The organism is Paucibacter sp. B51, assembly GCF_027863535.1.
Lineage (GTDB): Bacteria > Pseudomonadota > Gammaproteobacteria > Burkholderiales > Burkholderiaceae_C > Paucibacter_A > Paucibacter_A aquatilis.
On record NZ_JAPIVN010000001.1, the window covers coordinates 4,571,458 to 4,594,855 of the forward strand.

The following is a 23,398-nucleotide window of genomic DNA, read 5'->3' on the forward strand; positions in this document are numbered from 1 at the left end:
GGTTCAGGCGCTCAAGACGCCGCGGCTGATCAGCCCAGCACCGTGGCCAGGGCGGCATTGAAGCTGGCGCTCGGGCGCATCACTTCGGCCAGCTTGGCCATATCCGGCTTGTAGTAACCGCCGATGTCGGCCGGCTTGCCTTGCACCGCAGCCAGCTCGGCGACGATGGCCGATTCCTTCTCGGCCAGCACCTTGGCCAGGGGCGCGAACTTGGCGGCCAGTTCGGCATCCTCGTTCTGCGCCGCCAGGGCCTGGGCCCAGTACAGGGCCAGGTAGAACTGGCTGCCGCGGTTGTCCAGCTGGCCGGTCTTGGGGCTGGGGTTCTTGTTGTTGTCCAACAGCTGGCCCGTGGCGGCATCCAGCGTCTTGGCCAGCAACTTGGCCTTGGGGTTGTTGTTCTTCAGGCCCAGGTCTTCCAGGCTGACCGCCAGAGCCAGGAACTCACCCAGCGAATCCCAGCGCAGGTGGTTCTCTTCCACCAGCTGTTGCACATGCTTGGGGGCCGATCCGCCGGCGCCGGTTTCGTACATGCCACCACCGGCCATCAGCGGCACGATGGACAGCATCTTGGCCGAGGTGCCCAGTTCCATGATGGGGAACAGGTCGGTCAGGTAATCGCGCAGGATGTTGCCGGTCGCGCTGATGGTGTCCAGGCCGCGGATCACGCGCTCCAGGGTGTAACGCATGGCGCGAACCTGGCTCATGATCTGGATGTCCAGGCCGGCCGTGTTGTGCTCGTGCAGGTACATCTTGACCTTGGTGATCAGCTGCGCCTCGTGCGGACGGTAAGCGTCCAGCCAGAACACCACCGGCATGCCGGAGTTGCGAGCGCGAGTCACAGCCAGCTTGACCCAGTCGCGGATGGCGGCGTCCTTGCACTGGCACATGCGCCAGATGTCGCCCTGCTCCACGTTCTGGCTCATCAGCACTTCGCCGGTGTCCAGATCGGTGATGTTGGCCACGCCGTCTTCGGGGATCTCGAAGGTCTTGTCGTGCGAGCCGTACTCCTCGGCCTGCTGAGCCATCAGGCCGACATTGGGCACCGTGCCCATGGTCTTGGGGTCGAAAGCGCCGTGCCACTTGCAGAAGTTGATCATCTCCTGATAGATGCGGGCAAAGGTCGACTCCGGCATCACGGCCTTGACATCCTTCAGGCGGCCGTCGGCGCCCCACATCTTGCCGCCGTTGCGGATCATGGCCGGCATGGACGCGTCGACGATGATGTCGTTGGGCGAATGGAAATTGGTGATGCCCTTGGCCGAGTCGACCATGGCCAGCTCGGGGCGGTGCTCGTGGCAGGCGTGCAGATCGCGCTTGATCTCGTCTTGCTTGCTCTGCGGCAGGGTGGCGATCTTGTTGTAGAGATCGACCATGCCGTTGTTGACGTTGATGCCCAGCTCGTCGAACAGCTTGCCGTGCTTCTCGAAAGCCTCACGGTAGAAGATGCGCACGCAGTGACCAAACACGATGGGGTGCGAGACCTTCATCATGGTGGCCTTGACGTGAAGCGAGAACATCACGCCAGTCTGGCGCGCATCTTCGATTTCCTTCTCGTAGAACTCCAGCAGCGCCTTCTTGCTCATGAACATGCTGTCGATGACCTCACGGTCCAGCAAGGCCACCTTGGGCTTGAGCACGATGGTCTGACCGCTCTTGGTGATCAGCTCCATCTTGACGTTGCGCGCGCGGTCCAGGGTCATGGACTTTTCGCCATGGTAGAAATCGCCGCCGTGCATGTGCGAGACATGCGAGCGCGAAGCCTGGCTCCAGTCGGCCATGCTGTGCGGGTTCTTGCGGGCGTATTCCTTGACGGCCTTGGGGGCGCGGCGGTCGGAATTGCCTTCACGCAGCACCGGGTTCACCGCGCTGCCGATGCACTTGCCGTAGCGGGCGCGGATGTCTTTTTCTTCGTCGGTCTTGGGGCTTTCCGGGTAATCCGGGATCGGGTAGCCCTTGCCCTGCAACTCCTTGATCGCCGCCTTCAGCTGCGCCACCGACGCGCTGATATTGGGCAGCTTGATGATGTTGGCTTCCGGCTTCAGAGTCAGCTTGCCCAGCTCCGACAGGCGGTCGGGCACGCGCTGCTCTTCGCTCAGGAATTCCGGGAACTGGCCCAGAATGCGACCGGCCACGGAGATGTCGCTGGTCTCGACGCGAACGCCGGCCGGCGCCGTGAAGGCCTGCACGATGGGCAGGAACGAGGCCGTCGCCAGCAGCGGGGCTTCGTCGGTCAGGGTGTAGATGATGGTCGGCTGCGTTGCTGTCATGTGATTTCCAGATCGGCCATCTTCAGGCCCAAGGAGTGGAACGATTAGGGCGCCGATTCTAAGTCAGCGGCGCCGGCTGCGGACTCAAGTCTTATATAAGTCTTGGCATTTCGGCGCCTGGATCAGGCCCACTGGCTGCACACGGCGGCAATCTGCGCCCACACCCCATGGCCCAAGGCCCAGGCCGAGGCGGAGGCCAGGCCCAGGCCGCCCAGACGCACGGACCAGCGCAGGCCCTCGGCGCCGCCGTCCTTGGACTGGCGCAGGCGACGCAGCAGCCAGGGCCCGAGCGCCAGACCGGCACCCGAGCTCAGGGCAAAACTGGCCATCACCGCCCCACCCTGCGCCGGCCCCGAGGCCAGGGCCGAGAGCAGCAGTGCCGACTGCAAAAGACCACAAGGCCAGGCCACCCAGGCCAAGCCGGCCAGGCCTGCCCGGGCCGCGCGCTTGGGGCCAGCCAAAGCCAAGCCACCTTGCCGCAAACCGGCCACAGGCACTTCGACCTGGCGCGCCACATCCTGACCCAAGCGCTCCATCCAGGCCGGCTGGCGCCCCCGCCATAGCAAGGACATGCCGAGCAGAAAAGCCGCCACGTGAATGAGCACCCAGAAAGGCCGCAGCAGGGCCGTGGCCTGGCCCATCTGGCTGAGCAGCTGCATGCTGGCGGCCGCCACGGCCCCGGCCAGGCTATAGCCCAGCAGGCGGCCGAACTGGAACGCGAGCGGCGAGCGCGCCCCCGCCGCGGCACAGGTGGCGCCGCACATGGCCAGGCAGTGCGGCGTGCCCGCCAGCCCCATCAAGGCGGCGGACGCGGCCAGGCTGGCGTCAAGCATGGGGATCAGATGATGCGGGAGAAGCGCTCACGGCTGCGATCGGCTTGCAGGTATCGGTCAAACACCATAGCAACTGCGCGCACGAAATACCAGCCCATGGGCGTGACCTGGATGGCCCCCGGCTCCAACACGACCAGGCCTTGCTCGGCCAGCTCGCGGATGCGCTCCATCTCGGGCTTGAAGTACTGCTCAAAGCTGAGCAGATGCGCCAACTCGATGGACTCGAACTCCAGCCGCCCCTGGCACATCAAGGCCATGATGACGGCACGCCGGGCGATGTCGTCCCGCGTGAGGGCCAGGCCGCGCTGGATGGGCAACTGGCCCTGATTCAGCGCGTCGTAGTACTCGTCCAGGGTCTTGGCGTTCTGGCTGTAGCTGGCGCCCACCCGGCCGATGGCCGAGACGCCGAGCGCAATCAGGTCGCAGTCCGGCTGGGTGCTGTAACCCTGGAAATTGCGATGCAGCCGCCCCTGGCGCTTGGCCACGGCCAGGGAGTCACTGGCCAAGGCAAAGTGGTCCATGCCGATATAGCTGTAGCCATGGCGCTCAAAGCCGCTGATGGCCGCGGCCAGCATGGTGATCTTGTCGCCCGCCACCGGCAGCTCAGCCTCATTGATGCGGCGCTGCGGCTTGAAACGCTGCGGCAGATGGGCATAGCCGTAAAGCGCGATGCGGTCGGGCTTGAGCGCCCCCACCTGCTCGATGGTGCGAGCAAAGGACTCGGGTGTTTGCAGCGGCAGACCGTAGATCAGGTCCACATTGGTGGATTCAAATCCCAGCGAGCGGGCAGAGACCATCAAGGCCTCAACACTTTCGTAGCTCTGCTGGCGATGCACGGCCTTCTGTACCTCGGGGTCAAAGTCCTGCACGCCAAAGCTCAGACGGTTAAAGCCCAGCTGACGCAGATGAGCCAGGCGCTCGACGCTGACCGTGCGCGGATCCACTTCAATCGACACCTCGGCGCCCGGCGCCAGGCGGAAGCGCTCCAGCATGGCCTGCATCAGCTGGCTCAGCTCCGCGTCGCTCAGGAAGGTCGGAGAACCGCCACCCAAATGCAGCTGCGAGACCGCCGCGCCCCGGCCCAGGTGCTCCAGGGTCAGGTCCATCTCGGTCACCAAGGCCTGCAGGTACTCGGTGGCACGATCATGGTGCTTGGTGATGACCTTGTTGCAGGCGCAGTAATAGCAGACCGATTCGCAGAACGGAATGTGGACATAGAGCGACAGCGGCGTGTTGCCGCCCACCTGCGAACCGCCCGCGCGTTGCGCCAGCGCCTGCTGGTATTGCTCGATGGTGAAGGCTTCGACGAAGCGATCGGCCGTGGGGTACGAGGTGTAGCGAGGCCCGGATACATCGAAGCGTCGCAAGAGCGCTTCGTTGATTTGTGCGGCTGCGGGCGCACCCGCCGCAGCGCCGCTAGCAGGCTTTGTCTCAGGTTGCCGAGGGCCTCGGTCTTGAATGTTCTGTACCATGGGCCGCACTTTGCCAAGGCTTTGGCGAGCCGACTTGACAAGGATCAAGCTCGGCGCGCATTGTCGACCCAACAATGCACCCATGTTTGAGGTGCATCATGCTCATGTCCGTGAAAAATCTGGAAGTCCCGCAGCCCCAGTCTGCTCCGCCTGCTGCCTGCGAATCCCTTAAAAAGCACACGATGAATGCCACCGTCCCTATCAAGTTTGAGCCGCTGAAGGTCGCCTGCTCCAGTTGCAATTTGCGCGAGCTGTGCCTGCCGGTGGGCTTATCCTCCGGCGACCTGGATCAGCTGGACCAGCTGGTGGCCACCCGCCGCAGCGTGGCTCGAGGTGACACCCTGTTTCGCAGCGGCGACGAGTTCCAGTCGCTCTACGCCGTGCGCACGGGCTTCTTCAAAACCTGCGTGTCCTCGGAAGATGGTCGCGACCAGGTCACCGGCTTCCAGATGGCCGGCGAATTGCTGGGCCTCGACGGCATCAGCACCGACCGCCACAGCTGTGACGCTGTCGCACTGGAAGACTCCCAGGTCTGCGTGATCCCCTTCGAACAGCTCGAAGAGTTGTCGCGCGAGTTCACCGATCTGCAGCGCCAGTTCCACAAGATCATGAGCCGCGAGATCGTGCGCGACCACGGTGTGATGCTGCTGCTAGGCAGCATGCGGGCCGAAGAACGCCTGGCCGCCTTCCTGCTCAACCTTACTCAGCGTCTGCAAGCCCGCGGCTTCTCCGCCGCCGCCCTGGTGCTGCGCATGACGCGCGAGGAAATTGGCAGCTATCTGGGCCTGAAGCTGGAGACCGTCAGCCGCACCTTCTCCAAATTCCAGGAAGAAGGCCTGCTGGAGGTGAAGCAACGGCACCTGCGCATCCTCGACCAGGCCGGCCTGCAAAAGCTGGTCAACAACAGCAACTGCTGAGATCAACGCGCCCGCGGCACGGGCGGCGCAGTCAAACAAAAAGGCCTTCGTGTGAACGAAGGCCTTTTTGTTTGGCGCCACCACGCCGGGCGGGCGAATCGCATTGCGGGATCAACGCGGCCAGCCGCGCGGGTGGGCGTCCTCGGGCAAATCAGGCAAGGTGGCCAGCATGACGCTGACACTGGCTGCCAGGCTGATGACCAACCAAAAGATCATGAAGCTGACGGTATAGACCGCCTGACGCGACCAATCCAGGCGCTCGGCGCCAAACCAGCTCAGATCACTGGGGTCGACGACCGCAAACACCAGAGCCTCCATCACCCCGGCCATGAAAAAGGATGGCCAAGCCACTGCCATGGCCCAGCGGCTGCTTTGCTTGGGAACTGCCGATGCGGACGGATCAGCCGCGTCCATGATCACTGCCCGCCAGTGGCTGCATGGTTGCGCGCTTCACGCGCAGGAACCAGGGCCTTGCTACCGCTGGCCTTGTTGGCCACCACCTTGTCCTCCAGCACGGGGTCGGGATTGTTGATGGCCAAGCTCAGAGTGATGAAGCTGGCCACAATCACCAGCGCCGGGCCGCCAACCACCAGCCACATCATCGGCGTGCGCCACCAGCCAGCGGCCTTGGGGGCCGCCGTGCCATTTTCAGGCTTGAAATTCTGGCTCATGCGTCTCGTCTCCTGTGTGTGTGGGCCAAGCTTGGTTCAGCGCGGCACGATGAAGGTTGATTTTTCATGCACGACGGTCGCACCGCTGCTGGCGCCGTCGAGGCTGCGCAGCTGGAACTCGATCGCGTGCGAGCCCTTGCGATCCTGCGCCGCGCGGGCCGCTGTCTCGGGCGGCACCCGCACCGACAGCGTCAGCCAGCGCGCCTCGGCCGGTGCAACACTGAGCTCAGCCACCTGCTCCAGTTTGATGCCCTCCATGCCGATGACCGTCACCTGATAACGGTGATTCTGTTCGGTGGCGTTCATGACCTGCAATCGGTAGAGGTTCTCGACATAGCCATCCTCCACCACGCGGGCAAGCACACCACGGTCACGCACCACATCGAGCTTGACGGGGCTGCGCAGGAACAAGAGGCTGGCCAGCAAGGCGGTGCACAACACGAACAAAACCACGGTGTAGATCACCACACGCGGGCGGAACAAGCGGCGCAGCTTTTGCGCCGGGCTCAGGTGTTGCTGCAAGCCGTTTTGAGTGTCGTAGCGGATCAGGCCACGCGGGTAGTTCATCTTGTCCATGACGCCATCACAGACGTCGATGCAGGCGGCACAGCCGATGCACTCATACTGCAAGCCCTTGCGGATGTCGATGCCTGTGGGGCAAACCTGGACACACAGGGTGCAGTCGATGCACGACCCCAGTCCCGCGGCCTTGACTTCGTCCACGCTGGCCTTCTTGCTGCGGGAGCCGCGCGGTTCGCCGCGCTCGGCGTCGTAGCTGATGATCAATGTGTCCTTGTCGAACATGGCGCTCTGGAAGCGCGCGTAGGGGCACATGTATTTGCAGACCTGCTCACGCATGAAGCCCGCGAAGCCGTAGGTCGCAAAGGCGTAGAACAGCACCCAGAACCATTCCCAAGGGCCAAAGCTGAGAGTGAACGCCTCAGCCCACAAGGACTTGATCGGGGTGAAATAGCCGACAAAAGTGAAGCCAGTCCAGAGCGCGACGGCGATCCACACCAGTTGCTTGCCGCCCTTGCGCCACAGCTTGTTGAAACCCCAAGGCGAGGCATCCAGCTTCATGCGCGCCTGGCGGTCACCCTCGAACTGCCGCTCGATCCACAAGAAAATTTCGGTGTAGACCGTCTGCGGGCAGGCATAGCCGCACCACAGCCGCCCGGCCACGGCGGTGAACAGGAACAGGGCATAAGCCGAGATCAGCAGCAGCCCGGTCAGGTAAATGAAATCCTGCGGGTAAAGGACCAGGCCAAAAATGTAAAAACGCCGGCTGGCGAGCTCGAAGAGCACCGCCTGCCGGTCGTTCCAAAGCAGCCAGGGCAGACCGTAAAACAGGATCTGCGTGAACCAGACCAGCGCCCAACGCCAGGAGGCGAAGAGGCCGGACACGGCACGGGGGTAGATCTTCTTCTGCGCTGCGTAGAGCGAGACGATTTCTACCACCGCATCCTCGCCATCCGCCGGCTTGGCGGCTGGCGCAGGAGCGATGGCCGGTCCGACGCGGGGCGCCGGCGGTACTGCCCGGGCTTCAGTCATGGTCGATCACTCAAGGGGCCGTGGCCACAGTTTTGTTGTTGGACAGGCTCCAGACATAGGCACCAAGCACCTGGATCTGTTCGGCACTCAGACGGGTCGACTGGGCTGGCATCAGATTGTTTTTGCCATTGTTGATCATGGCCATGACCGCATCTTCACCCCAGCCATGCAGCCAGATCTTGTCGGTCAGGTTGGGCGCACCCAGGGCTTGGTTGCCTTTGCCATCGGCGCCGTGGCAGGCAGCGCAGGCACCGAACTTCTCCTTGCCCTTTTGCGCGGCGATCGAGTTGTGGGCGCTGCCCGAGAGGCTCAGCACATAATTGGCCAGATTGCGCACGTCCTCGGCCGCGCCAACGGCGGCAGCCATGGGCGGCATGACGCCGTTGCGGCCGTTGCTGATGGTTTGCACGATGGTCTCGTGCGAACCGCCGTAGAGCCAGTCGCTGTCGGTCAGGTTGGGGAAGCCCTTGCTGCCCTTGGCGTCCGAGCCGTGGCAACCGGCGCAGTTGTTGGCGAACAGGCGCTCACCGATGGCCATGGCTTCCGGGTTCTGGGCCAGCTGCTCCACCGGCTTGCCGTTGAACTTGGCGTACAGCGCGCTCATGGCCTTGTGGGCATCGGCCTGCTCTTTCTCGTACTGACCCGCGCTGCTCCAGCCCAACGAGCCCTTGTTCGCGCCGAGGCCGGGGTAGGCCGCCAGATAGATGCCGGCGAACACCACCGTCAGCACGAACAGAATCGCCCACCAACGAGGCAAGGGGTTGTTCATCTCGCGCAGGTCTTCGTCCCACACATGACCCGTGCTGTTGTCACTGGCCATGACGCGGTGGCGAGCGGCGACCAGCAGCAAGACGATGCAGAACACCAGGCCAGCCACCGTCACGCCGGCCACGAACATGGACCAACCGTCAGAGAAAAAATCACTCATTGAGGCCTCCCATCGGCTTCGTCTTGCAAGGCCATGCCGGCCAATTCGTCAAAGTGCGCCTTGTTGCGGCTGGAGTAGGTCCAGACCACGATCACCAGGAACACCAGCAGTGACAGCAGGGTCACCGCCGTTCTCAAGCTATTGATATCCATTGCGGACTCCTTCTTGCTTACTACTTCAGCGAGGTGCCAAGCACCTGCAGATAAGCAATCACAGCTTCCATTTCGGTCTTGCCCTTGACTTCGTCGGCCGCGCCGGCGATCTCGGCGTCGGTGTAGGGCACGCCCACGGTGCGCAGGGCCTTCATCTTGGGTGCCAGCTCAGCCGGGTTCAGCTGAGCGCCGGCCAACCAGGGATAGGCTGGCATGTTCGACTCCGGCACCAGATCTCGCGGATTGATCAGGTGAATGCGGTGCCATTCATCGCTGTACTTGCCGCCAACACGGTGCAGGTCGGGACCGGTGCGCTTGCTGCCCCATTGGAAGGGGTGGTCGTAGACAAACTCACCGGCGGTCGAGTAATGACCGTAACGCAGGGTCTCTGACCGGAAAGGTCGAACCATCTGCGAGTGGCAGTTGTAGCAACCTTCGCGGATGTAGACGTCCCGACCGGCCAGCTGCAGCGGCGTGTAGGGCTTGAGGCCAGGCGCAGCCTCGGTGGTGGAGCGCTGGAAGAACAGCGGCACGATTTCAACCGCGCCACCTGCCAGCACCGTCACCAGGGTCAGCACAATCATCAAGAAATTGCTGGTCTCGATGCGCTGATGGCCACTGGACTTGTGTTCTATGGATGCCATTTTGTATTTCTCCTTGGATCTCGCGTTCAGCGCTTCAGGCGGCCACCAGAGTGGGGATCGGTGCCTTGACGGCACGGCCCACTTGCACCGTCTTCACCACGTTCCAGGCCATCACCAACATGCCGCCCAGGTAGAGCACGCCACCCAGCAGACGGATCACGTAGAAGGGATAGGTGGCCTTGACGCTCTCCACGAAGGTGTAGACCAGGCTGCCGTCCGGGTTGACCGCACGCCACATCAGGCCCTGCATCACACCGGCAATCCACATCGCGGCGATGTAGAGCACGATGCCCAGGGTCGCGACCCAGAAGTGCAGCTCAATGGCCTTCTTCGAGTACATCTCGGTGCGACCGAACATGCGGGGAATCAGGTGGTAGAGCGAACCCATGGAGATCAGCCCCACCCAGCCCAAGGCACCCGAATGCACGTGGCCCACGGTCCAGTCGGTGTAGTGGCTCAGCGCATTGACGGTCTTGATGGACATCATCGGACCTTCGAAGGTCGACATGCCGTAGAAGGACAGGGACACGATCAGGAACTTCAGGATCGGGTCGTCACGCAGCTTGTGCCATGCACCGCTCAGGGTCATGATGCCGTTGATCATGCCGCCCCAGCTGGGCGCCAGCAGCACCAGAGAGAACACCATGCCCACCGATTGCGCCCAGTCCGGCAGCGCGGTGTAGTGCAGATGGTGCGGACCCGCCCACATATAGGTGAAGATCAGCGCCCAGAAGTGGACGATGGACAGGCGGTAGCTGTAGACCGGGCGGCCGGCTTGCTTGGGGATGTAGTAGTACATCATGCCCAGGAAACCTGCTGTCAGGAAGAAGCCCACGGCATTGTGGCCGTACCACCATTGCACCATGGCATCCTGCACACCAGCGTAGGCCGAGTAGCTCTTGAACAAGCTCACCGGGATGGCGGCACTGTTGACCAAATGCAGCAGGGCGACGGCGATGATGAAGGCGCCGAAGAACCAGTTGGCCACATAGATGTGCTTGACCTTGCGGGTGCCGACGGTGCCGAAGAACACCACGGCGTAAGAGACCCAGACCAGGGTGATCAGGATGTCGATCGGCCATTCCAGTTCAGCGTATTCCTTGCCGCTGGTGATGCCCAGCGGCAGGGTCAGCGCGGCCGAGAGGATGACCAGCTGCCAGCCCCAGAACGTGAACCAGGCCAAGCCGGGCGCGAACAGCCGCGTCTGGCCGGTGCGCTGCACCACGTGATAAGCCGTGGCGAACAGGGTGCAACCACCGAACGCGAAGATCACCGCATTGGTATGCAGCGGTCGCAAGCGGCCATAGCTCAGCCATGGAATGCCCAGATTGAGTTCCGGCCAGGTCAGCTGGGCAGCAATGATCACCCCCACCAACATGCCCACAACACCCCAGAGAACAGCGGCCAGTGCGAATGCACGTACCACACCATCCTCGTATACGCCTCCGGATGCAATGTCCGGCGCAGCAGTCTTTGCCATTTGTTTTGGCTCCTTGCAGCTTTTAGTTTGACGAGGGCGATTCTTTGCCAGCGCCCGGAGCGGAGGATTGACCTTCATCAACCCCCGCAGCTTCTTCAAGAATACGAACGCCTTCGCGCTCCAAATCTTCGAGTTGGCCGTTGTTAATTGCCCACCCAAACACACCCACGATCACCAGCACCAAGAGCACCGACACCGGGATCAAGAGATACAGAACTTCCATGCTCAGCGTCCGTTCAGATTGCGCGCCAGACGCTGCGCGTTCAAGACCACCCAGACCGAGCTGCAGGCCATGCCCAGGCCGGCAGCCCAAGGCGGCAGATAGCCGGCCAGCGCCAGGGGAATGCAGGCCGCGTTGTAGCCGGCCGCCCAAGCCAGGTTCTGGCGGATGATGCGGCGCGTGCGCAAGGCCAATTCACGCAGCTGCGCCAGATCGGTCAAACGGCCGGACAGCAAGAGCGCATCGGCACTGGCCCGCGCCAGCATGGCGCCCTGCCCCATCACCACGCTGGCATCGGCCCGCGCCAGCACCGGCGCATCGTTGATGCCGTCGCCCACCATCAAGACACAGTGCCCCGCCTCTTGCAGGCGCTGCACCTCGGCCAGCTTGCGCTCCGGACTGGCGCCGCCGATGGCGCGCTGCACGCCCGCCTGCCGGGACAAGGCCTCGGCCCGCGCCGGCGCATCGCCGGACAACAAGACCGTATCCAGTCCGAGAGCATGCAGGCGCTGCAAAGCCTCGAGCGCATCGGCGCGCAAGCACTCGCCAAACTGCATCAGCAAGACCTGACCCTCTGCCTGCTGGCCCTGATCCTGGCCTTGGCAGGCAAAAGCCAGCTGCGCGTCGCGGCGCAAATCGGCAGGCAGGGTTTCCGGCAGGCCCGCCGTGGCCACCCAGGCCGGCGCGCCAAGGCGCCAGACCCGGCCCTGCGCATCGCGGGCCTGCAGGCCTTGCCCGGGATGCTCCTGCACCTCGGACCACAGCTTGCCCGCGGCTGTCTCGCTGTCTTGAGTCGGCGCGCTCTGCAATCCTGCGCTCTGCACCAGGGCGCGCGAAAACGGATGCTGCGACTGCTGCGCCAGGCTGCGCGCCGCCGCCAGCAACTCGGCCGCTTGCGCGGGATCAGCCGCTGCGTGGGCCAGCAAGCTCATGCGGTCCTCGGTCAGGGTGCCGGTTTTGTCGAGCACCACGGTGTCGACCTTGCACATGGTCTCCAGCAGATCCATATGCACCAGCAACAAGCCGCGGCGAGCCAGGGCACCGGTCGCGGCCAAACGCGCGGCCGGCGCCGCCAGAGACAAAGCGCAGGGGCAGGTGACGATCAGCACGGACACCGCCACCCAGACGGCTCGACCGGGCTCGATCTGGCTCCACGCTGCAGCGGCCAGGCCAGCCAGCAGCAACACGGCCCACAGAAAATAGCCCGCCACCCGGTCCGCCAGCTCGACCATGGCCGGGCGCTGGCTCATGGCCTCGCGCATCAGGCGCTGGATGGCCTCGTGGCGGGTGTCGGCGCCAACGCGGCTGACGCGCACCCACAGCGGTGCCTGCACATTGATGCTGGCCGCCACCACCTCGTCACCCACGGTCTTAGCCACCGGCTGCGACTCACCGCTGAGCAGAGCCTCGTTGGCCGAACTGCTGCCGCGCTCCACACGACCATCGGCCGGAAAAGCCTGACCCGCCGCGATGCGCACCAGGTCCCCCACGCGCAGGCGGATGGGCGCCACGCGGCTGACCGAACCATCGGCTTCGATGCGCTCCACGGCATCCGGCAGCGCCGAGTTGGCCGCCTCCAGCGTACCCGCCGCCCGATGGCGCGCCCGCAGTTCCAGCCAGCGCCCGGCCAGCAGGAAGGTGACGAACATGGTCAGCGAGTCGAAATACACCTCGCGGCCGAACAGGCCACCCGGCTCAAACAAAGCCCCGCTGCTGGCGACAAAGGTGACCGCCAGCCCCAGAGCCACCGGCACATCCATGCCCAGGCGGCGCGCACGCAGCTGCTGCCAGGCCGCGCGGAAAAACGGGCCGGCCGAGAACAAAAGCACCGGCAGGCTCATCACCCAGCTGGCCCATTGCAACAGGCGCTCCAGATCGGGGCTCAGGTCACCGGGCTCGGCAAAATAGGCCGGCGCCGCCATCATCATCACCTGCATCATCAGGAAGGCGGCGACAAACAGGCGCCAGACAGCCTGGCGTTGTTCGCGCTCACGCAACTGGCGGGCTGGCGCAGCCACATCGGGCGCAGCGCCGTAACCAGCTCGCTCGATACGCGCCAGCACTGCAGCCAGTCGAGTCTGCGTGGGCAGCCAGCGCAGGCTCAGGCGCGCGCTGGCCGCATTGACCACGGCGCCATTCACCCCCGGCAGCTCCAACAAAGCCCGTTCGATGATGCCAGCACAGGCCGCGCAATGCAGGCCGGAGAGCTGGAACTGAGATTCCGCCACCGACTCACCACCCGACCAACGCGTGAAGGGCGCCAACAAATCGGGGTCATCCAGGGGCGCAATCGCCGCAGGCGCGGGGCCTGCGACAGGCTGACCCGCCCTGGCCTCGCCGGCAAGCTCTGAAGGAGAAATAACTGGAGCGGTAATGGGGATCATGGTTCGGCAGCCGTAGCCGTAATCTAGGCCCGAACCCCTCGCCTCGTCATGACATTTATCAAGGCCGTGTCGCAAAGCTGCTTCATTCCACGCAGCAGTCGACCCCAGAAAAAAAGAGGCCGGCTAACGCCGGCCCCTTTCGAAATCAAGGCGACTCGCGATTTCAGGCGAAATTCGCCGCAGCAAAGTCCCAGTTGACCAGATGGTTCAGGAAAGTCTCCACGAACTTGGGACGCAGATTGCGGTAGTCGATGTAGTAGGCATGCTCCCACACGTCAATGGTCAGCAGCGCGGTGTCGGTGGTGGTCAGCGGCGTGCCGGCGGCGCCGGTGTTGACGATGTCCAGGCTACCGTCGGCCTTCTTCACCAACCAGGTCCAGCCGGAACCGAAGTTACCCACGGCGCTCTTGGTGAAGGCTTCCTTGAAGGCATCCAGGCTGCCCCACTTGGCGTTGATGGCCTCGGCCAGAGCGCCGGTCGGTGCGCCGCCGCCGTTGGGCTTCATGCAGTTCCAGAAGAAGGTGTGGTTCCAGATTTGGGCGGCGTTGTTGTAGATCGGGCCACTGGACTTCTTGACGATCTCTTCCAGGCTCAGGGCTTCGAACTCGGTGCCCTTTTGCAGATTGTTCAGGTTGACCACGTAGGCGTTGTGGTGCTTGCCGTGGTGGAACTCCAGCGTCTCGGCGCTGTAGTGAGGGGCCAGGGCGTCCTTGGCATAGGGCAGTGCGGGCAACAGATGTTCCATATCAACTCCTCAGGGCTGTATTGAGAGAAAGAAAGCTGGGCTCGGGCAGCCAGGGCCAAAGCGTTGCGGGCGATTGTAGGCAGCTTGGCTGGCTTTGACGGGGCGGCGGTGATAACCCTTCAGTCGGCGGGCTTGGCAGACTTGGTGGATTTGGGCCGGGGCGCCAGCACCTGCATCTGCGCCTCACCGTCGGCCAGCACGGCATGGACCTGTTGGCCCGGCTGCAGCTGCCGCACTGAGATCAGAGCCCGGCCTTCGCCATCGTCCAACCAGGCGAAGCCGCGGGCCAGCACCTGCTGCGGGTCCAGGGCCGACAGCCGCGCCTGCAAGGCATCGAGCCGCAGCACCTGCGCCCGCAGCAGCTGCGGCGCCGCACGGCGGTGGCGCTGGCTCAGGTTTTCCAGGCGCTGCGCCTCGGCCGCCTGCACCCGAGGCAAGACCTGACCCCAGCGCTGGGCCAGCAAGGCCAGGCGGCGGCGCTGACGGGTCAGCACCTCGGTCGGCCGGGCCAGGCGCAGGGCCGCGCGGTCCAGGCGCTGGGCCAGGCCGTCCAGGCGCTGCTCCAGGCGGCGGCTCAGGGCATCGGAGATCGCAGCCAGGCGCTCCAGATGCGCCTCGCGCGAGGGCGCGGCCAGCTCGGCCGCGGCGGTCGGCGTGGGTGCACGCAAGTCCGCGGCCAGATCGGCCAGGGTGACATCGGTTTCATGGCCGACGCCGCAAATCACCGGCAAGGCACTGAGCGCCAGGGCCTGCACCACCCGCTCGTCGTTGAAAGCCCACAAGTCCTCCAGCGAGCCGCCGCCCCGCACCAGCAGCAGGGCATCCACCTCGTGCCGCTCATTGGCCAGCTCCAGGGCCCGCACGATCTGCGGCGGCGCCTGCTCACCCTGCACCAGGCAGGGATAGATCACCACCTCGACATGGGGCGCGCGGCGCGCCAGCGCGGTCAGCACATCGTGCAAGGCCGCCCCCGCGCGCGAGGTGACCACGCCCAAACGGCGCGGGAACACAGGCAGCGGCCGTTTGCGGTCGGCATCGAAATAGCCCTGCGCCTCCAGCCGCGCTTTCAGACGCAGGAATTGCTCATACAGCGCGCCCGCGCCGGCGCGGCGCATGCTCTCGACGATGAACTGCAGCTCACCGCGCGGCTCGTAGAGCGTGACCTTGCCGCGCAGCTCGACCAACATGCCCTCCCCCGGCGAAAAGTCGAGCAGACCCGCGGCGCGGCGGAACATGGCACAGCGCAGCACCGCACCCGCACCGTTGGAGTCCTTGAGGCTGAAATAGCAGTGGCCGCTGCCCGCGCGCATGAAGCCGGAGATTTCGCCGCCGACCACGCAGACCGAAAAGCGCGCGGCCAGGCTGTCGCTGACAGCCGTCAGCAAGGCCTGCACACCCCAGACCATGCGCTGCGGCGGGCCGCCAGAGCGGTCAAACATGCGGCGCCCTTTCGCTCTGAGCGGCCGAGAACTCCACAGCGAGCGCGATCATGGACCGGCCGGAAGTCGAGCCCGTCACGCCGCCGTCATACGCACACAAGCGCTTGTTTTTCAAGTGTTTTTTCTGCTTAAGAATGAGGCAACTTAGCCCAGAGCCTGGATTTTCGGGCCCTGGCCGCATGAAAACTCAGCTTGCCCACAAAGTTATCCACAGCGAAAGTGGATGAGTGTTCGGCGCCGATTTTCACCGCCCGCCACGCAGCGCGCACGGCAACTGATGGTCAACCCCAGGCTCGCTTGAAAGGCCCGCGCTTCGGGCCATAATCGCCCGCAATCGCGAGGCGCCCAACAGGGGCCCCGCCCCGCGGCAGGTTTTTCAGCAATCGCAGCATTCAACGACAGGGGTTGTCTTTGTTTTCGATCATACAAGCCGCCGGATGGCCGATTTGGCCCCTGCTGATCTGTTCCGTTATTGCCCTGGCCCTGATCATCGAGCGCTTCTCCAGCCTGCGCCGCAGCCGCATCGTGCCGCCCCGCCTGCTCGATGAAGTGCTGGGCATCAGCAGCCAGTCCCTGCCCACACCCGATATGGTCAACCGCCTGGCCGAGCATTCCCTGCTGGGCGAGTTGCTGGCCTCGGGCCTGCGCGCCGTCACGCTGGAGCCGCAGCTGCCAGAGGCCAAGCTGCGCCAGGTCTTCGAGCTGGCCGGTCGCCGCGCCATCCACCAGCTGGAGCGCTACCTCAACACCCTGGGCACCATCGCCACGGCCGCCCCCCTGCTGGGCCTGCTGGGCACGGTGGTCGGCATGATCGAGATCTTCGGCAGCCAGACGCCTGGCGGCGGCAACCCGGCGCAGATGGCGCACGGCATCTCCATCGCCCTCTACAACACCGCCTTCGGCCTGATGGTGGCGATTCCCTCGCTGATGTTCTACCGCTACTTCCGTGGCCGCGTGGAAGAGTATGTGCTGGAGCTGGAGCAAAGCAGCGAGCGCCTGCTGAGCCAGCTGCAGCGCTATACGGCCTGAGTCCGCGCCGGAGTTGCCACGATGAAATTCAGACAGCGCCGCAGCGAAGAGCCGGAGATCAATCTGATCCCCTTCATCGACGTGCTGCTGGTGGTCCTCATCTTCCTGATGCTGTCCACCACCTACTCGAAGTTCACCGAGCTGCAGATCGCGCTGCCGGTGGCCAATTCCGAGCAGCTCAAGGAGCGGCCGCAGGAAATCATCATCGCCGTCTCGGCCGATGGCCGCTACGTGATCAACGGCCAGGCGGTGGAAGGCCGCACGGTGGAGCTGCTGACCGCCTCGCTGACCCAGGCCAGCCAGGGCCGGCCGGAGACCATGGTGATCGTGTCCGCCGATGCCTCGGCCGCCCACCAGTCGGTGGTGAATGTGATGGACGCGGCGCGCCGCGCTGGCTTATCCCGCCTGACCTTCGCCGCGCAAACCAGCGGCCAGTGATGGCCGCTGAGCAAGAACCGTCCGCGCCGCCCGCCGGCGTGCCGCGCCCGCCGGCGCCCCTGCCCCGGCCCCTGCCCCAGCCTTTGTCTCCGTCCTTGGCGCAGACCCTGCAAGCGCAGTGGCTCACGGGTGGCGCCCTCTCCGCCAGCCTGCTGCCCCTCTCGGGCCTCTACCGCCTGCTCTGGGCTGGCCGCAGCCTGCTCTACCGGCTGGGTCTCCAGAAACCCGAAACCCTGCCCGTGCCGGTGATCGTGGTGGGCAATTGGATTGTCGGCGGCGCCGGCAAAACGCCCACCACCCTGGCCCTGCTGCAGCTCTTGCAGGGCTGGGGCATCCGGGCCGGCGTGGTCTCTCGCGGCTATGGGCGCGAGGATGATGCGGTGGCTCTGGTGCAACATGACAGTGCCGCCCGCCAGGTCGGCGATGAGCCTTTGTTGATCCATTTGCGCAGCGGCGTGCCCGTGGCCGTGGGCCGCGACCGGGTGGCCGCCGCACGCTCGCTGCTGCAGGCCCATCCAGAACTGCAGTTGCTGATCAGCGATGACGGCCTGCAGCATGGCCGCCTGCCGCGCGCACTCTCGGTCCTGGTCTTCGACAGCCGTGGTATTGGCAATGGCCATGTCTTGCCGGCCGGCCCGCTGCGTCAGCCCTTTCAGGCACAGCTGCCGCCGGACCACCTGGTGCTGTACAACGCCGATCGGCCGAGCACCGCCCTGCCCGGTTTTCTGGCTCAGCGCATGCTCGCGGGCGCGGTGTCTCTGCAGGACTGGTGGGCCGGCAAGCCAGCGCAGCTCGAGCACCTGCAAGCCTTGCGCGGGCGCCCCCTGGCCGCTGCGGCCGGCATGGCTCAGCCAGCGCGCTTTTTTGACATGCTCGAGGCCTGCGGCTTGACGCTGCAAGCGCGCCACGCCCTGCCCGACCACTACGATTTCGCCGAGCGCCCTTGGGGCGCCGAACTGGGTGATCTGTTGGTGACGGAAAAGGACGCAGTCAAACTGCGCCCCACCGAGGCGAGCACCGCAAGCGGCCCGCGCATCTGGGTGGTGGCGCTAGACTTCCGCCCCGAAGCCGCCTTTGCGCAAGCCTTGCAAGAGCGATTGAGCACCCTGGGCCTGGCCACCGCCGCAGCCTAGTTGGCGCGGCGGAACGAATCATTGATGAACGATGCACTGCAGTTGAAGATGGGGATGACGATGGATAACCGCTTGTTGGAAATGTTGGTCTGCCCCTTGTGCAAAGGTCCGCTGGAGCATCTGCGCAGCCCCGATGGCGGCCGCGAGCTGATTTGCCATGCCGACCGCCTGGCCTTCCCGGTGCGCGATGGCATCCCCGTGATGCTGGAAAACGAGGCGCGCGCCTACGACCCGGATGCCGAGAGCCACAAGCCTGTCGCCCTATGAGTTTCACCGTCATCGTGCCGGCTCGGCTGGCCTCCACCCGCCTGCCCAACAAGCCGCTGGCCGATATCGAGGGCCTGCCCATGATCGTGCGCGTGGCCCAGCGCGCCGCCCAGTCGCGCGCCAGCCGTGTGGTGGTGGCCAGTGACGCGCCCGAGGTGCTGCACGCCTGTGCCGCCCATGGCATTGAGGCGGTGCTGACCCGTGCGGACCATGTCTCGGGCAGCGACCGCCTGGCCGAAGCCTGCGAGCTGCTGGGCCTGGACGGGCAGGACTTGGTCGTCAATGTACAGGGCGACGAGCCCCTGATCGAGCCGGCCATGATCGACGCCTGCGCAGAGTTGCTGCGCCAGCGACCCGAATGCGTGATGAGCACGGTGGCCCATGGGCTGGACGACTCGCCCGAAGGCCAGGCCGAGTTCGCCAACCCGAATGTGGTCAAGGTGGTGACCGACAAGAACGGCCTGGCGCTGTACTTCTCGCGCGCCCACATCCCCTTCTGGCGCGATGGTCAGGCCACAGGTGCAACGCGCGCGCGGCCCGGCTCGGCCTTGCGCCATGTCGGGCTCTACGGCTATCTGGCCGGTTTTCTGCGCCGCTTCCCGCAGCTGGAGGTCAGCCCGCTGGAACAGATCGAATCGCTGGAACAGCTGCGCGTGCTCTGGCACGGCGAGCGCATCGCGGTGCACCTGAGCGCCGAGCGCCCCGGCCCCGGCGTCGACACACCCGAAGACCTGGAGCGCGTGCGCGCCGTGTTTCGCGCCCAGGCCGCCAAGTGAAGCGCGGGCACGGAGGCACGGCTCCTGCGAAGCCCGGGGTTACGTGAAGACAACAAGCGGGGTTTGCGTCAGTCTGGCGTAGGTCAGCGCATGCTATCCTCGCCCGCTGTTGAAGAGGGCCTTGCGTGCCTTCCATGCTGCATCAAGGAGACCCATGCGACTGATTCTTCTGGGCGCCCCCGGCGCCGGCAAAGGCACCCAAGCTGCCTTCATCTGCCAAAAATTTGGTATCCCGCAAATTTCCACCGGCGACATGCTGCGTGCCGCCGTCAAGGCCGGCACCGAAATGGGCCTGGCCGCCAAGAAGGTCATGGATGCCGGCGGCCTGGTCAGCGATGACATCATCATCGGCTTGGTCAAGGAACGCATCACCCAGCCCGATTGCGCCCAAGGTTTCCTGTTCGACGGCTTCCCCCGCACCATCCCGCAAGCCGATGCCATGAAGGCCGCCGGCGTGAAGCTGGACTATGTGCTGGAAATCGACGTGCCCGACAGCGCCATCATCGAGCGCATGAGCGGCCGCCGCGTGCATGTGGCCTCGGGCCGCACCTACCACGTCAAGTTCAACCCGCCCAAGGTGGAAGGCAAGGACGATGCCACCGGTGAAGACCTGATCCAGCGCGACGACGACAAGGAAGAAACCGTCAAGAAGCGCCTGGAGGTCTACCAGTCGCAAACCCGCCCCCTGGTCGCCTACTACTCGCAATGGGCCGCCAGCGGCGAGGCCGGCGCACCGCAGTACCGCTGCATCGAAGGCATCGGCTCGGTCGACGACATCACCCAACGAGCCCTGGCCGCCCTGAGCTGAGCATTTTTCCTTCTCGAACAAAGCCGCTTCAATGCGGCTTTCTTTTGACCAATAATTGACGTTTACGTCAACGTCAACCAACCCTTCTTTCAAAGGATTGAACATGGACATCGCAGGCAAGGTTTTCATCGTCACCGGCGGCGCTTCGGGCCTCGGTGAAGGCACGGCACGCATGCTGACGGCGCACGGCGCCAAGGTCGTGATTGCCGACCTGCAGATCGAGCGTGGCGAGGCCGTCGCGGCCGAATTGGGCGGCGCCTTCGTCAAGGCCGACGTCAGCCAGGAAGCCGACGGCCAGGCCGTGGTCGCCAAGGCCCTGAGCCTGGGCAAGCTCTTCGGCCTGGTCAACTGCGCCGGCATCGCCCCGGCCGCCAAGACCGTCGGCAAGGACGGCGCCCACGCCCTGGCTCTGTTCAGCAAGACCATCACCGTCAATCTGATCGGCAGCTTCAACATGATCCGCCTGGCCGCCGAGGCCATGAGCAAGAATGACCCCGAGCCCACAGGCGAACGCGGCGTGCTGATCTCGACCGCCTCGGTCGCGGCCTACGACGGCCAGATCGGCCAAGCCGCCTACGCGGCATCCAAGGGCGGCGTGGTCGGCATGACCCTGCCCATCGCCCGCGACCTGGCCCGCAACGGCATCCGCAACATGACCATTGCTCCCGGCATCTTTGGCACGCCCATGCTCTTCGGCATGCCGCAAGAGGTGCAGGACGCACTGGCCGCTGGCGTGCCCTTCCCTTCGCGCCTGGGCACCCCCGCCGACTATGCCAAGCTGGTGCACCAGATCATCACCAACGAGATGCTGAACGGCGAAGTGATTCGCCTGGACGGTGCCATCCGTCTGGCACCGAAGTAATTCGTTCATTCGACGGCATCGCGCTGCAACCGTCCGGCGCGCCTCAAACAAAAAAGGGCCCTGGCGCAAAGCCAGGGCCCTTTTTCTGGTCTCTGCTCTCGCTCAAGCAACCGAAGTCTGACCTGAGCGAAAGCGAGTCAACACATGCTCAATCAGCGCTTGGCGCTGCGGCTGTGGATGCCCCACAGACGAGCCAGATCGGCCGAGCCGTCCGTGCCCTTGACCGAGCGCCAGGTGGACTGCGCCTTGGATGCATCACCGGCCATGGACTGGGCCAGGCCCAGGTAGAGCTTGGCATCATCCGGACGAGCCAGATTGCCCTTCTCGATGCCTTGCTCGATGTACTTGACGCCCTTGGCCGCATCGCCGCGGAAAGCCGTGGCCAGACCCAGGGATACCAGGGCGTTGCCGTCCTTGGCAGCCTGAGCGGTCTTTTCGACCTCGGGCAGAGCAGCCTTGGCTTCGCCGATGCGCTTGACCATCAGGTCGTTCAGGCGCTTGTGCCGCTCACCTTCTTTGCCCTGGCCCAGGACATTGGCCGCAAAGCCCTTGTCCACGACCGCCTTACCTTCCTCGGGATAGCCAGCCTGAGCCGCCAACTGAGCCATTTCCATGTAGTCGTTGGCATCCTTCAGGTTGCCGGTGGCCAGCTTGAGGCGGTAAACATCCAGGGTGAAGCGATCCGAGAAACCCTTCTTGCTCTGAAGCGCGCCCAATACCTGCGTCCACAGCTCCTTGCGCGGGTAGTAGTTCAGCAATTTGGCGATGGCCAATTGCTCGGCGTTGCCATCCTTCTGACGGATGGCAGCACTCAGCAAGAGGTTCAGCTTGTCCTGCGAAGGCGTACGACCCGCCTTCTCATCGGCAGCAATCTCGGCCTCGGTGTCCTTGATGATGGAACCCATGTCGCCGGAATTGAACTGCGCCGAGGTCAGGACCTGCTTCATGGTGGGGCTGTTGCCGCCTTCCTTGAAGTAGCGCTGCGCCCAGGTCAGAGCGCGGGCGTTGTCCTTGTTGCGCAGGTAGGTGCCCGCGATCGATTCGATGTAGCGCAGCTGCTCGGCGCCCGACAGCTTGCCGCTGGCCTTCAAGGCTTCAAAAGCCTTGACCATGGAATCGGTGTCGCCAGCGCCCGAAGCAGCAGCCATGCGCATCGCTTCGATGTTGTAGTTCTCGGTGGCGTTGCGGCCACTGACAGCTTCAGCCTCGTGCACCTTGGCCAGGGCGTCCTTGTACTTGCCGGACTTGATCAAGGCGACGGCATCTTTCAGCGCCTTGCCCACCTGAGGACGCACACCCTCAGCCTGAGCATGGGCTTGCACCAAGCCCAGTTCGCCTTGGGGGGCGTTGCCCAACACAAACGCCATGGCGCCAATAGCGACCGAGGCCAATGTCCTGATCTTCATCGTCTTCTACCCTCTTTGCGAAAAAAAACGCGCCGCCCTTGACGGACGGCGCGCTGTTCTTTTGTCGTCTCAGTTCACGGCTTGCGCCGTCTCACTTGACGTACTGTTCGTTGCCGACCATGCCCATCTTCTTGACACCCAGTCGCTGAGCGGAAGCCATGACTGCTGCGACAGCGCCGTACTCGGCCAGCTTGTTGGGCTTGATGTGCACTTCGGCTTGGTCTGCCTCAGCAGCAACTTCAGCCAGCTTCGCTTCTACGGCCTGGTGATTGGGCATTTCGTTTTCATCCCAATACACCTTGCCATCAAAGTCAATCAACACCGTGTGAATCACCGGCTCTTTCGGATTCTCGATCGGCGGAGCAGGCGGAGGCATATCCAGATTCACCGAATGCAATTGGATCGGGATCGTGATGATCAGCATCACGATCAACACCAACATCACGTCGATCAAGGGCGTGGTGTTGACGTCCATCATGACTTCGGGCTCGTCGCCACCGGAGGAGCTACCTACATTCATTCCCATGCTATTCGCTCCTCGCTTCAACCACCGCGCGCAGGCGGCTCGGTGACGAAGCTGACTTTCATGATGCCGGCACGCTGGCAGGCATAAACCACACGGCCCACGGACTCGTAGCGCGACTTGTCATCGCCACGGACATGCACCTCAGGCTGCGGATTCAGAACCGCCACCTTGCCCAGACGCTGCACCAAGGCATCGACATCAGGCACCAGAGTCGTGTTCCAGTAGATCTCGCCGTTCTTGGTGACCGAGATATCAATGTTCTCCGGCTTGGTCACGCGGACGACGTTGGTTTCCTTAGGAAGCTCAACCTTGACCGTGCTGACCACCGCCGGGATGGTGATGAGGAAGATGATCAACAGCACCAACATCACGTCCACGAGGGGCGTGGTGTTGATGGTTGAGACCACTTCATCATCGCCGGAAGAAGATCCGACGTTCATTCCCATGATG

The 23,398-nt window shown here is 64.3% G+C and carries 25 protein-coding genes; 8 read left to right on the plus strand and 17 right to left on the minus strand.

The genetic code is table 11. The annotated features are described in order from the left end of the window. Positions 1-29: 29 nt before the first annotated feature. From OOB33_RS19260 to hemN, 3 genes are all read right to left on the minus strand, one after another. Positions 30-2,267, minus strand: a complete 2,238-nt coding sequence (locus tag OOB33_RS19260) for an NADP-dependent isocitrate dehydrogenase (RefSeq protein WP_171825977.1) — start codon at positions 2,265-2,267, stop codon at positions 30-32. Between the two features lie 122 nt (positions 2,268-2,389). Then, complete coding sequence (locus OOB33_RS19265) at positions 2,390-3,100, minus strand: sulfite exporter TauE/SafE family protein (RefSeq protein ID WP_102767172.1); 711 nt, start codon at positions 3,098-3,100, stop codon at positions 2,390-2,392. Between the two features lie 5 nt (positions 3,101-3,105). Further along, on the minus strand, positions 3,106-4,572 hold the full coding sequence (gene hemN / locus OOB33_RS19270; RefSeq protein WP_102769508.1) for an oxygen-independent coproporphyrinogen III oxidase: 1,467 nt from the start codon (positions 4,570-4,572) through the stop codon (positions 3,106-3,108). Positions 4,573-4,754: 182 nt separating this feature from the next. On the opposite strand from hemN, the gene fnr reads away from it, so the two are divergent. Next, on the plus strand, positions 4,755-5,489 hold the full coding sequence (fnr, locus tag OOB33_RS19275; protein ID WP_102767173.1) for a fumarate/nitrate reduction transcriptional regulator Fnr: 735 nt from the start codon (positions 4,755-4,757) through the stop codon (positions 5,487-5,489). 111 nt (positions 5,490-5,600) lie between these two features. On the opposite strand, the gene OOB33_RS19280 is transcribed toward fnr, so the two are convergent. From OOB33_RS19280 to xseA, 11 genes are all read right to left on the minus strand, one after another. Further along, positions 5,601-5,846 (minus strand): hypothetical protein, encoded by a 246-nt coding sequence (locus tag OOB33_RS19280; RefSeq protein WP_243392728.1) that lies wholly within the window; start codon positions 5,844-5,846, stop codon positions 5,601-5,603. Between the two features lie 59 nt (positions 5,847-5,905). Then, positions 5,906-6,160: a hypothetical protein gene (locus tag OOB33_RS19285; protein ID WP_102767175.1), complete on the minus strand. Its 255-nt coding sequence runs from the start codon at positions 6,158-6,160 to the stop codon at positions 5,906-5,908. 36 nt (positions 6,161-6,196) lie between these two features. Then, positions 6,197-7,711 (minus strand): cytochrome c oxidase accessory protein CcoG, encoded by a 1,515-nt coding sequence (gene ccoG / locus OOB33_RS19290; protein ID WP_271009829.1) that lies wholly within the window; start codon positions 7,709-7,711, stop codon positions 6,197-6,199. A 10-nt stretch (positions 7,712-7,721) separates the two neighbouring features. After that, the gene (gene ccoP, locus OOB33_RS19295) at positions 7,722-8,639 is read right to left on the minus strand and encodes a cytochrome-c oxidase, cbb3-type subunit III (RefSeq protein WP_102767177.1); all 918 of its coding nucleotides are present in this window, start codon (positions 8,637-8,639) and stop codon (positions 7,722-7,724) included. Next, positions 8,636-8,791, minus strand: a complete 156-nt coding sequence (locus tag OOB33_RS19300) for a cbb3-type cytochrome oxidase subunit 3 (RefSeq protein WP_102767178.1) — start codon at positions 8,789-8,791, stop codon at positions 8,636-8,638. Before OOB33_RS19300 ends, ccoP begins: the two co-directional genes overlap by 4 nt. Before the next feature lie 20 nt (positions 8,792-8,811). Continuing rightward, complete coding sequence (ccoO, locus tag OOB33_RS19305; RefSeq protein WP_271009830.1) at positions 8,812-9,435, minus strand: cytochrome-c oxidase, cbb3-type subunit II; 624 nt, start codon at positions 9,433-9,435, stop codon at positions 8,812-8,814. A gap of 34 nt (positions 9,436-9,469) precedes the next feature. Beyond that, the gene (gene ccoN, locus OOB33_RS19310) at positions 9,470-10,915 is read right to left on the minus strand and encodes a cytochrome-c oxidase, cbb3-type subunit I (RefSeq protein WP_102767180.1); all 1,446 of its coding nucleotides are present in this window, start codon (positions 10,913-10,915) and stop codon (positions 9,470-9,472) included. Positions 10,916-10,937: 22 nt separating this feature from the next. Further along, positions 10,938-11,138: a cbb3-type cytochrome oxidase assembly protein CcoS gene (gene ccoS / locus OOB33_RS19315; RefSeq protein ID WP_102767181.1), complete on the minus strand. Its 201-nt coding sequence runs from the start codon at positions 11,136-11,138 to the stop codon at positions 10,938-10,940. 2 nt (positions 11,139-11,140) lie between these two features. Further along, complete coding sequence (locus OOB33_RS19320) at positions 11,141-13,402, minus strand: heavy metal translocating P-type ATPase (RefSeq protein ID WP_271009831.1); 2,262 nt, start codon at positions 13,400-13,402, stop codon at positions 11,141-11,143. 280 nt (positions 13,403-13,682) lie between these two features. Then, positions 13,683-14,264 carry a superoxide dismutase gene (locus tag OOB33_RS19325; protein WP_271009832.1) on the minus strand — a complete coding sequence of 194 codons (582 nt, stop codon included), beginning with the start codon at positions 14,262-14,264 and terminating at the stop codon, positions 13,683-13,685. A gap of 119 nt (positions 14,265-14,383) precedes the next feature. Continuing rightward, complete coding sequence (gene xseA, locus OOB33_RS19330) at positions 14,384-15,703, minus strand: exodeoxyribonuclease VII large subunit (protein ID WP_271009833.1); 1,320 nt, start codon at positions 15,701-15,703, stop codon at positions 14,384-14,386. Positions 15,704-16,114: 411 nt separating this feature from the next. On the opposite strand from xseA, the gene OOB33_RS19335 reads away from it, so the two are divergent. From OOB33_RS19335 to OOB33_RS19365, 7 genes are all read left to right on the plus strand, one after another. Beyond that, complete coding sequence (locus OOB33_RS19335; protein WP_102767185.1) at positions 16,115-16,732, plus strand: MotA/TolQ/ExbB proton channel family protein; 618 nt, start codon at positions 16,115-16,117, stop codon at positions 16,730-16,732. A 21-nt stretch (positions 16,733-16,753) separates the two neighbouring features. Beyond that, positions 16,754-17,170, plus strand: a complete 417-nt coding sequence (locus tag OOB33_RS19340) for an ExbD/TolR family protein (RefSeq protein ID WP_102767186.1) — start codon at positions 16,754-16,756, stop codon at positions 17,168-17,170. Then, positions 17,170-18,303, plus strand: coding sequence for a tetraacyldisaccharide 4'-kinase (gene lpxK / locus OOB33_RS19345; RefSeq protein ID WP_271009834.1), 1,134 nt, complete (start codon positions 17,170-17,172; stop codon positions 18,301-18,303). Before OOB33_RS19340 ends, lpxK begins: the two co-directional genes overlap by 1 nt. 60 nt (positions 18,304-18,363) lie before the next feature. Beyond that, positions 18,364-18,570, plus strand: a complete 207-nt coding sequence (locus tag OOB33_RS19350) for a Trm112 family protein (protein WP_102769509.1) — start codon at positions 18,364-18,366, stop codon at positions 18,568-18,570. Continuing rightward, positions 18,567-19,346, plus strand: a complete 780-nt coding sequence (gene kdsB / locus OOB33_RS19355) for a 3-deoxy-manno-octulosonate cytidylyltransferase (protein WP_271009835.1) — start codon at positions 18,567-18,569, stop codon at positions 19,344-19,346. Before OOB33_RS19350 ends, kdsB begins: the two co-directional genes overlap by 4 nt. A gap of 154 nt (positions 19,347-19,500) precedes the next feature. Further along, the gene (gene adk, locus OOB33_RS19360) at positions 19,501-20,154 is read left to right on the plus strand and encodes an adenylate kinase (protein WP_102767189.1); all 654 of its coding nucleotides are present in this window, start codon (positions 19,501-19,503) and stop codon (positions 20,152-20,154) included. Between the two features lie 103 nt (positions 20,155-20,257). Beyond that, positions 20,258-21,016, plus strand: a complete 759-nt coding sequence (locus OOB33_RS19365) for a 3-hydroxyacyl-CoA dehydrogenase (protein ID WP_271009836.1) — start codon at positions 20,258-20,260, stop codon at positions 21,014-21,016. A 152-nt stretch (positions 21,017-21,168) separates the two neighbouring features. On the opposite strand, the gene OOB33_RS19370 is transcribed toward OOB33_RS19365, so the two are convergent. From OOB33_RS19370 to OOB33_RS19380, 3 genes are all read right to left on the minus strand, one after another. After that, positions 21,169-22,422, minus strand: coding sequence for a hypothetical protein (locus OOB33_RS19370; RefSeq protein ID WP_271009837.1), 1,254 nt, complete (start codon positions 22,420-22,422; stop codon positions 21,169-21,171). Positions 22,423-22,513: 91 nt separating this feature from the next. Further along, positions 22,514-22,948: an ExbD/TolR family protein gene (locus OOB33_RS19375; protein ID WP_207795912.1), complete on the minus strand. Its 435-nt coding sequence runs from the start codon at positions 22,946-22,948 to the stop codon at positions 22,514-22,516. 17 nt (positions 22,949-22,965) lie between these two features. Next, on the minus strand, positions 22,966-23,394 hold the full coding sequence (locus tag OOB33_RS19380) for an ExbD/TolR family protein (protein ID WP_102767193.1): 429 nt from the start codon (positions 23,392-23,394) through the stop codon (positions 22,966-22,968). Between the last annotated feature and the right edge of the window lie 4 nt (positions 23,395-23,398).

Bases quoted from the DNA above. Each gene is read 5' to 3' on its own strand.
- OOB33_RS19260 (WP_171825977.1), bottom strand. From the start codon at position 2,267: ATGACAGCAACGCAGCCGACCATCATCTACACCCTGACCGACGAAGCC.
- OOB33_RS19265 (WP_102767172.1), bottom strand. From the start codon at position 3,100: ATGCTTGACGCCAGCCTGGCCGCGTCCGCCGCCTTGATGGGGCTGGCG.
- hemN (WP_102769508.1), bottom strand. From the start codon at position 4,572: ATGGTACAGAACATTCAAGACCGAGGCCCTCGGCAACCTGAGACAAAG.
- fnr (WP_102767173.1), top strand. From the start codon at position 4,755: ATGAATGCCACCGTCCCTATCAAGTTTGAGCCGCTGAAGGTCGCCTGC.
- OOB33_RS19280 (WP_243392728.1), bottom strand. From the start codon at position 5,846: ATGGCAGTGGCTTGGCCATCCTTTTTCATGGCCGGGGTGATGGAGGCT.
- OOB33_RS19285 (WP_102767175.1), bottom strand. From the start codon at position 6,160: ATGAGCCAGAATTTCAAGCCTGAAAATGGCACGGCGGCCCCCAAGGCC.
- ccoG (WP_271009829.1), bottom strand. From the start codon at position 7,711: ATGACTGAAGCCCGGGCAGTACCGCCGGCGCCCCGCGTCGGACCGGCC.
- ccoP (WP_102767177.1), bottom strand. From the start codon at position 8,639: ATGAGTGATTTTTTCTCTGACGGTTGGTCCATGTTCGTGGCCGGCGTG.
- OOB33_RS19300 (WP_102767178.1), bottom strand. From the start codon at position 8,791: ATGGATATCAATAGCTTGAGAACGGCGGTGACCCTGCTGTCACTGCTG.
- ccoO (WP_271009830.1), bottom strand. From the start codon at position 9,435: ATGGCATCCATAGAACACAAGTCCAGTGGCCATCAGCGCATCGAGACC.
- ccoN (WP_102767180.1), bottom strand. From the start codon at position 10,915: ATGGCAAAGACTGCTGCGCCGGACATTGCATCCGGAGGCGTATACGAG.
- ccoS (WP_102767181.1), bottom strand. From the start codon at position 11,138: ATGGAAGTTCTGTATCTCTTGATCCCGGTGTCGGTGCTCTTGGTGCTG.
- OOB33_RS19325 (WP_271009832.1), bottom strand. From the start codon at position 14,264: ATGGAACATCTGTTGCCCGCACTGCCCTATGCCAAGGACGCCCTGGCC.
- xseA (WP_271009833.1), bottom strand. From the start codon at position 15,703: ATGTTTGACCGCTCTGGCGGCCCGCCGCAGCGCATGGTCTGGGGTGTG.
- OOB33_RS19340 (WP_102767186.1), top strand. From the start codon at position 16,754: ATGAAATTCAGACAGCGCCGCAGCGAAGAGCCGGAGATCAATCTGATC.
- lpxK (WP_271009834.1), top strand. From the start codon at position 17,170: ATGGCCGCTGAGCAAGAACCGTCCGCGCCGCCCGCCGGCGTGCCGCGC.
- OOB33_RS19350 (WP_102769509.1), top strand. From the start codon at position 18,364: ATGGATAACCGCTTGTTGGAAATGTTGGTCTGCCCCTTGTGCAAAGGT.
- kdsB (WP_271009835.1), top strand. From the start codon at position 18,567: ATGAGTTTCACCGTCATCGTGCCGGCTCGGCTGGCCTCCACCCGCCTG.
- adk (WP_102767189.1), top strand. From the start codon at position 19,501: ATGCGACTGATTCTTCTGGGCGCCCCCGGCGCCGGCAAAGGCACCCAA.
- OOB33_RS19365 (WP_271009836.1), top strand. From the start codon at position 20,258: ATGGACATCGCAGGCAAGGTTTTCATCGTCACCGGCGGCGCTTCGGGC.
- OOB33_RS19370 (WP_271009837.1), bottom strand. From the start codon at position 22,422: ATGAAGATCAGGACATTGGCCTCGGTCGCTATTGGCGCCATGGCGTTT.
- OOB33_RS19375 (WP_207795912.1), bottom strand. From the start codon at position 22,948: ATGGGAATGAATGTAGGTAGCTCCTCCGGTGGCGACGAGCCCGAAGTC.
- OOB33_RS19380 (WP_102767193.1), bottom strand. From the start codon at position 23,394: ATGGGAATGAACGTCGGATCTTCTTCCGGCGATGATGAAGTGGTCTCA.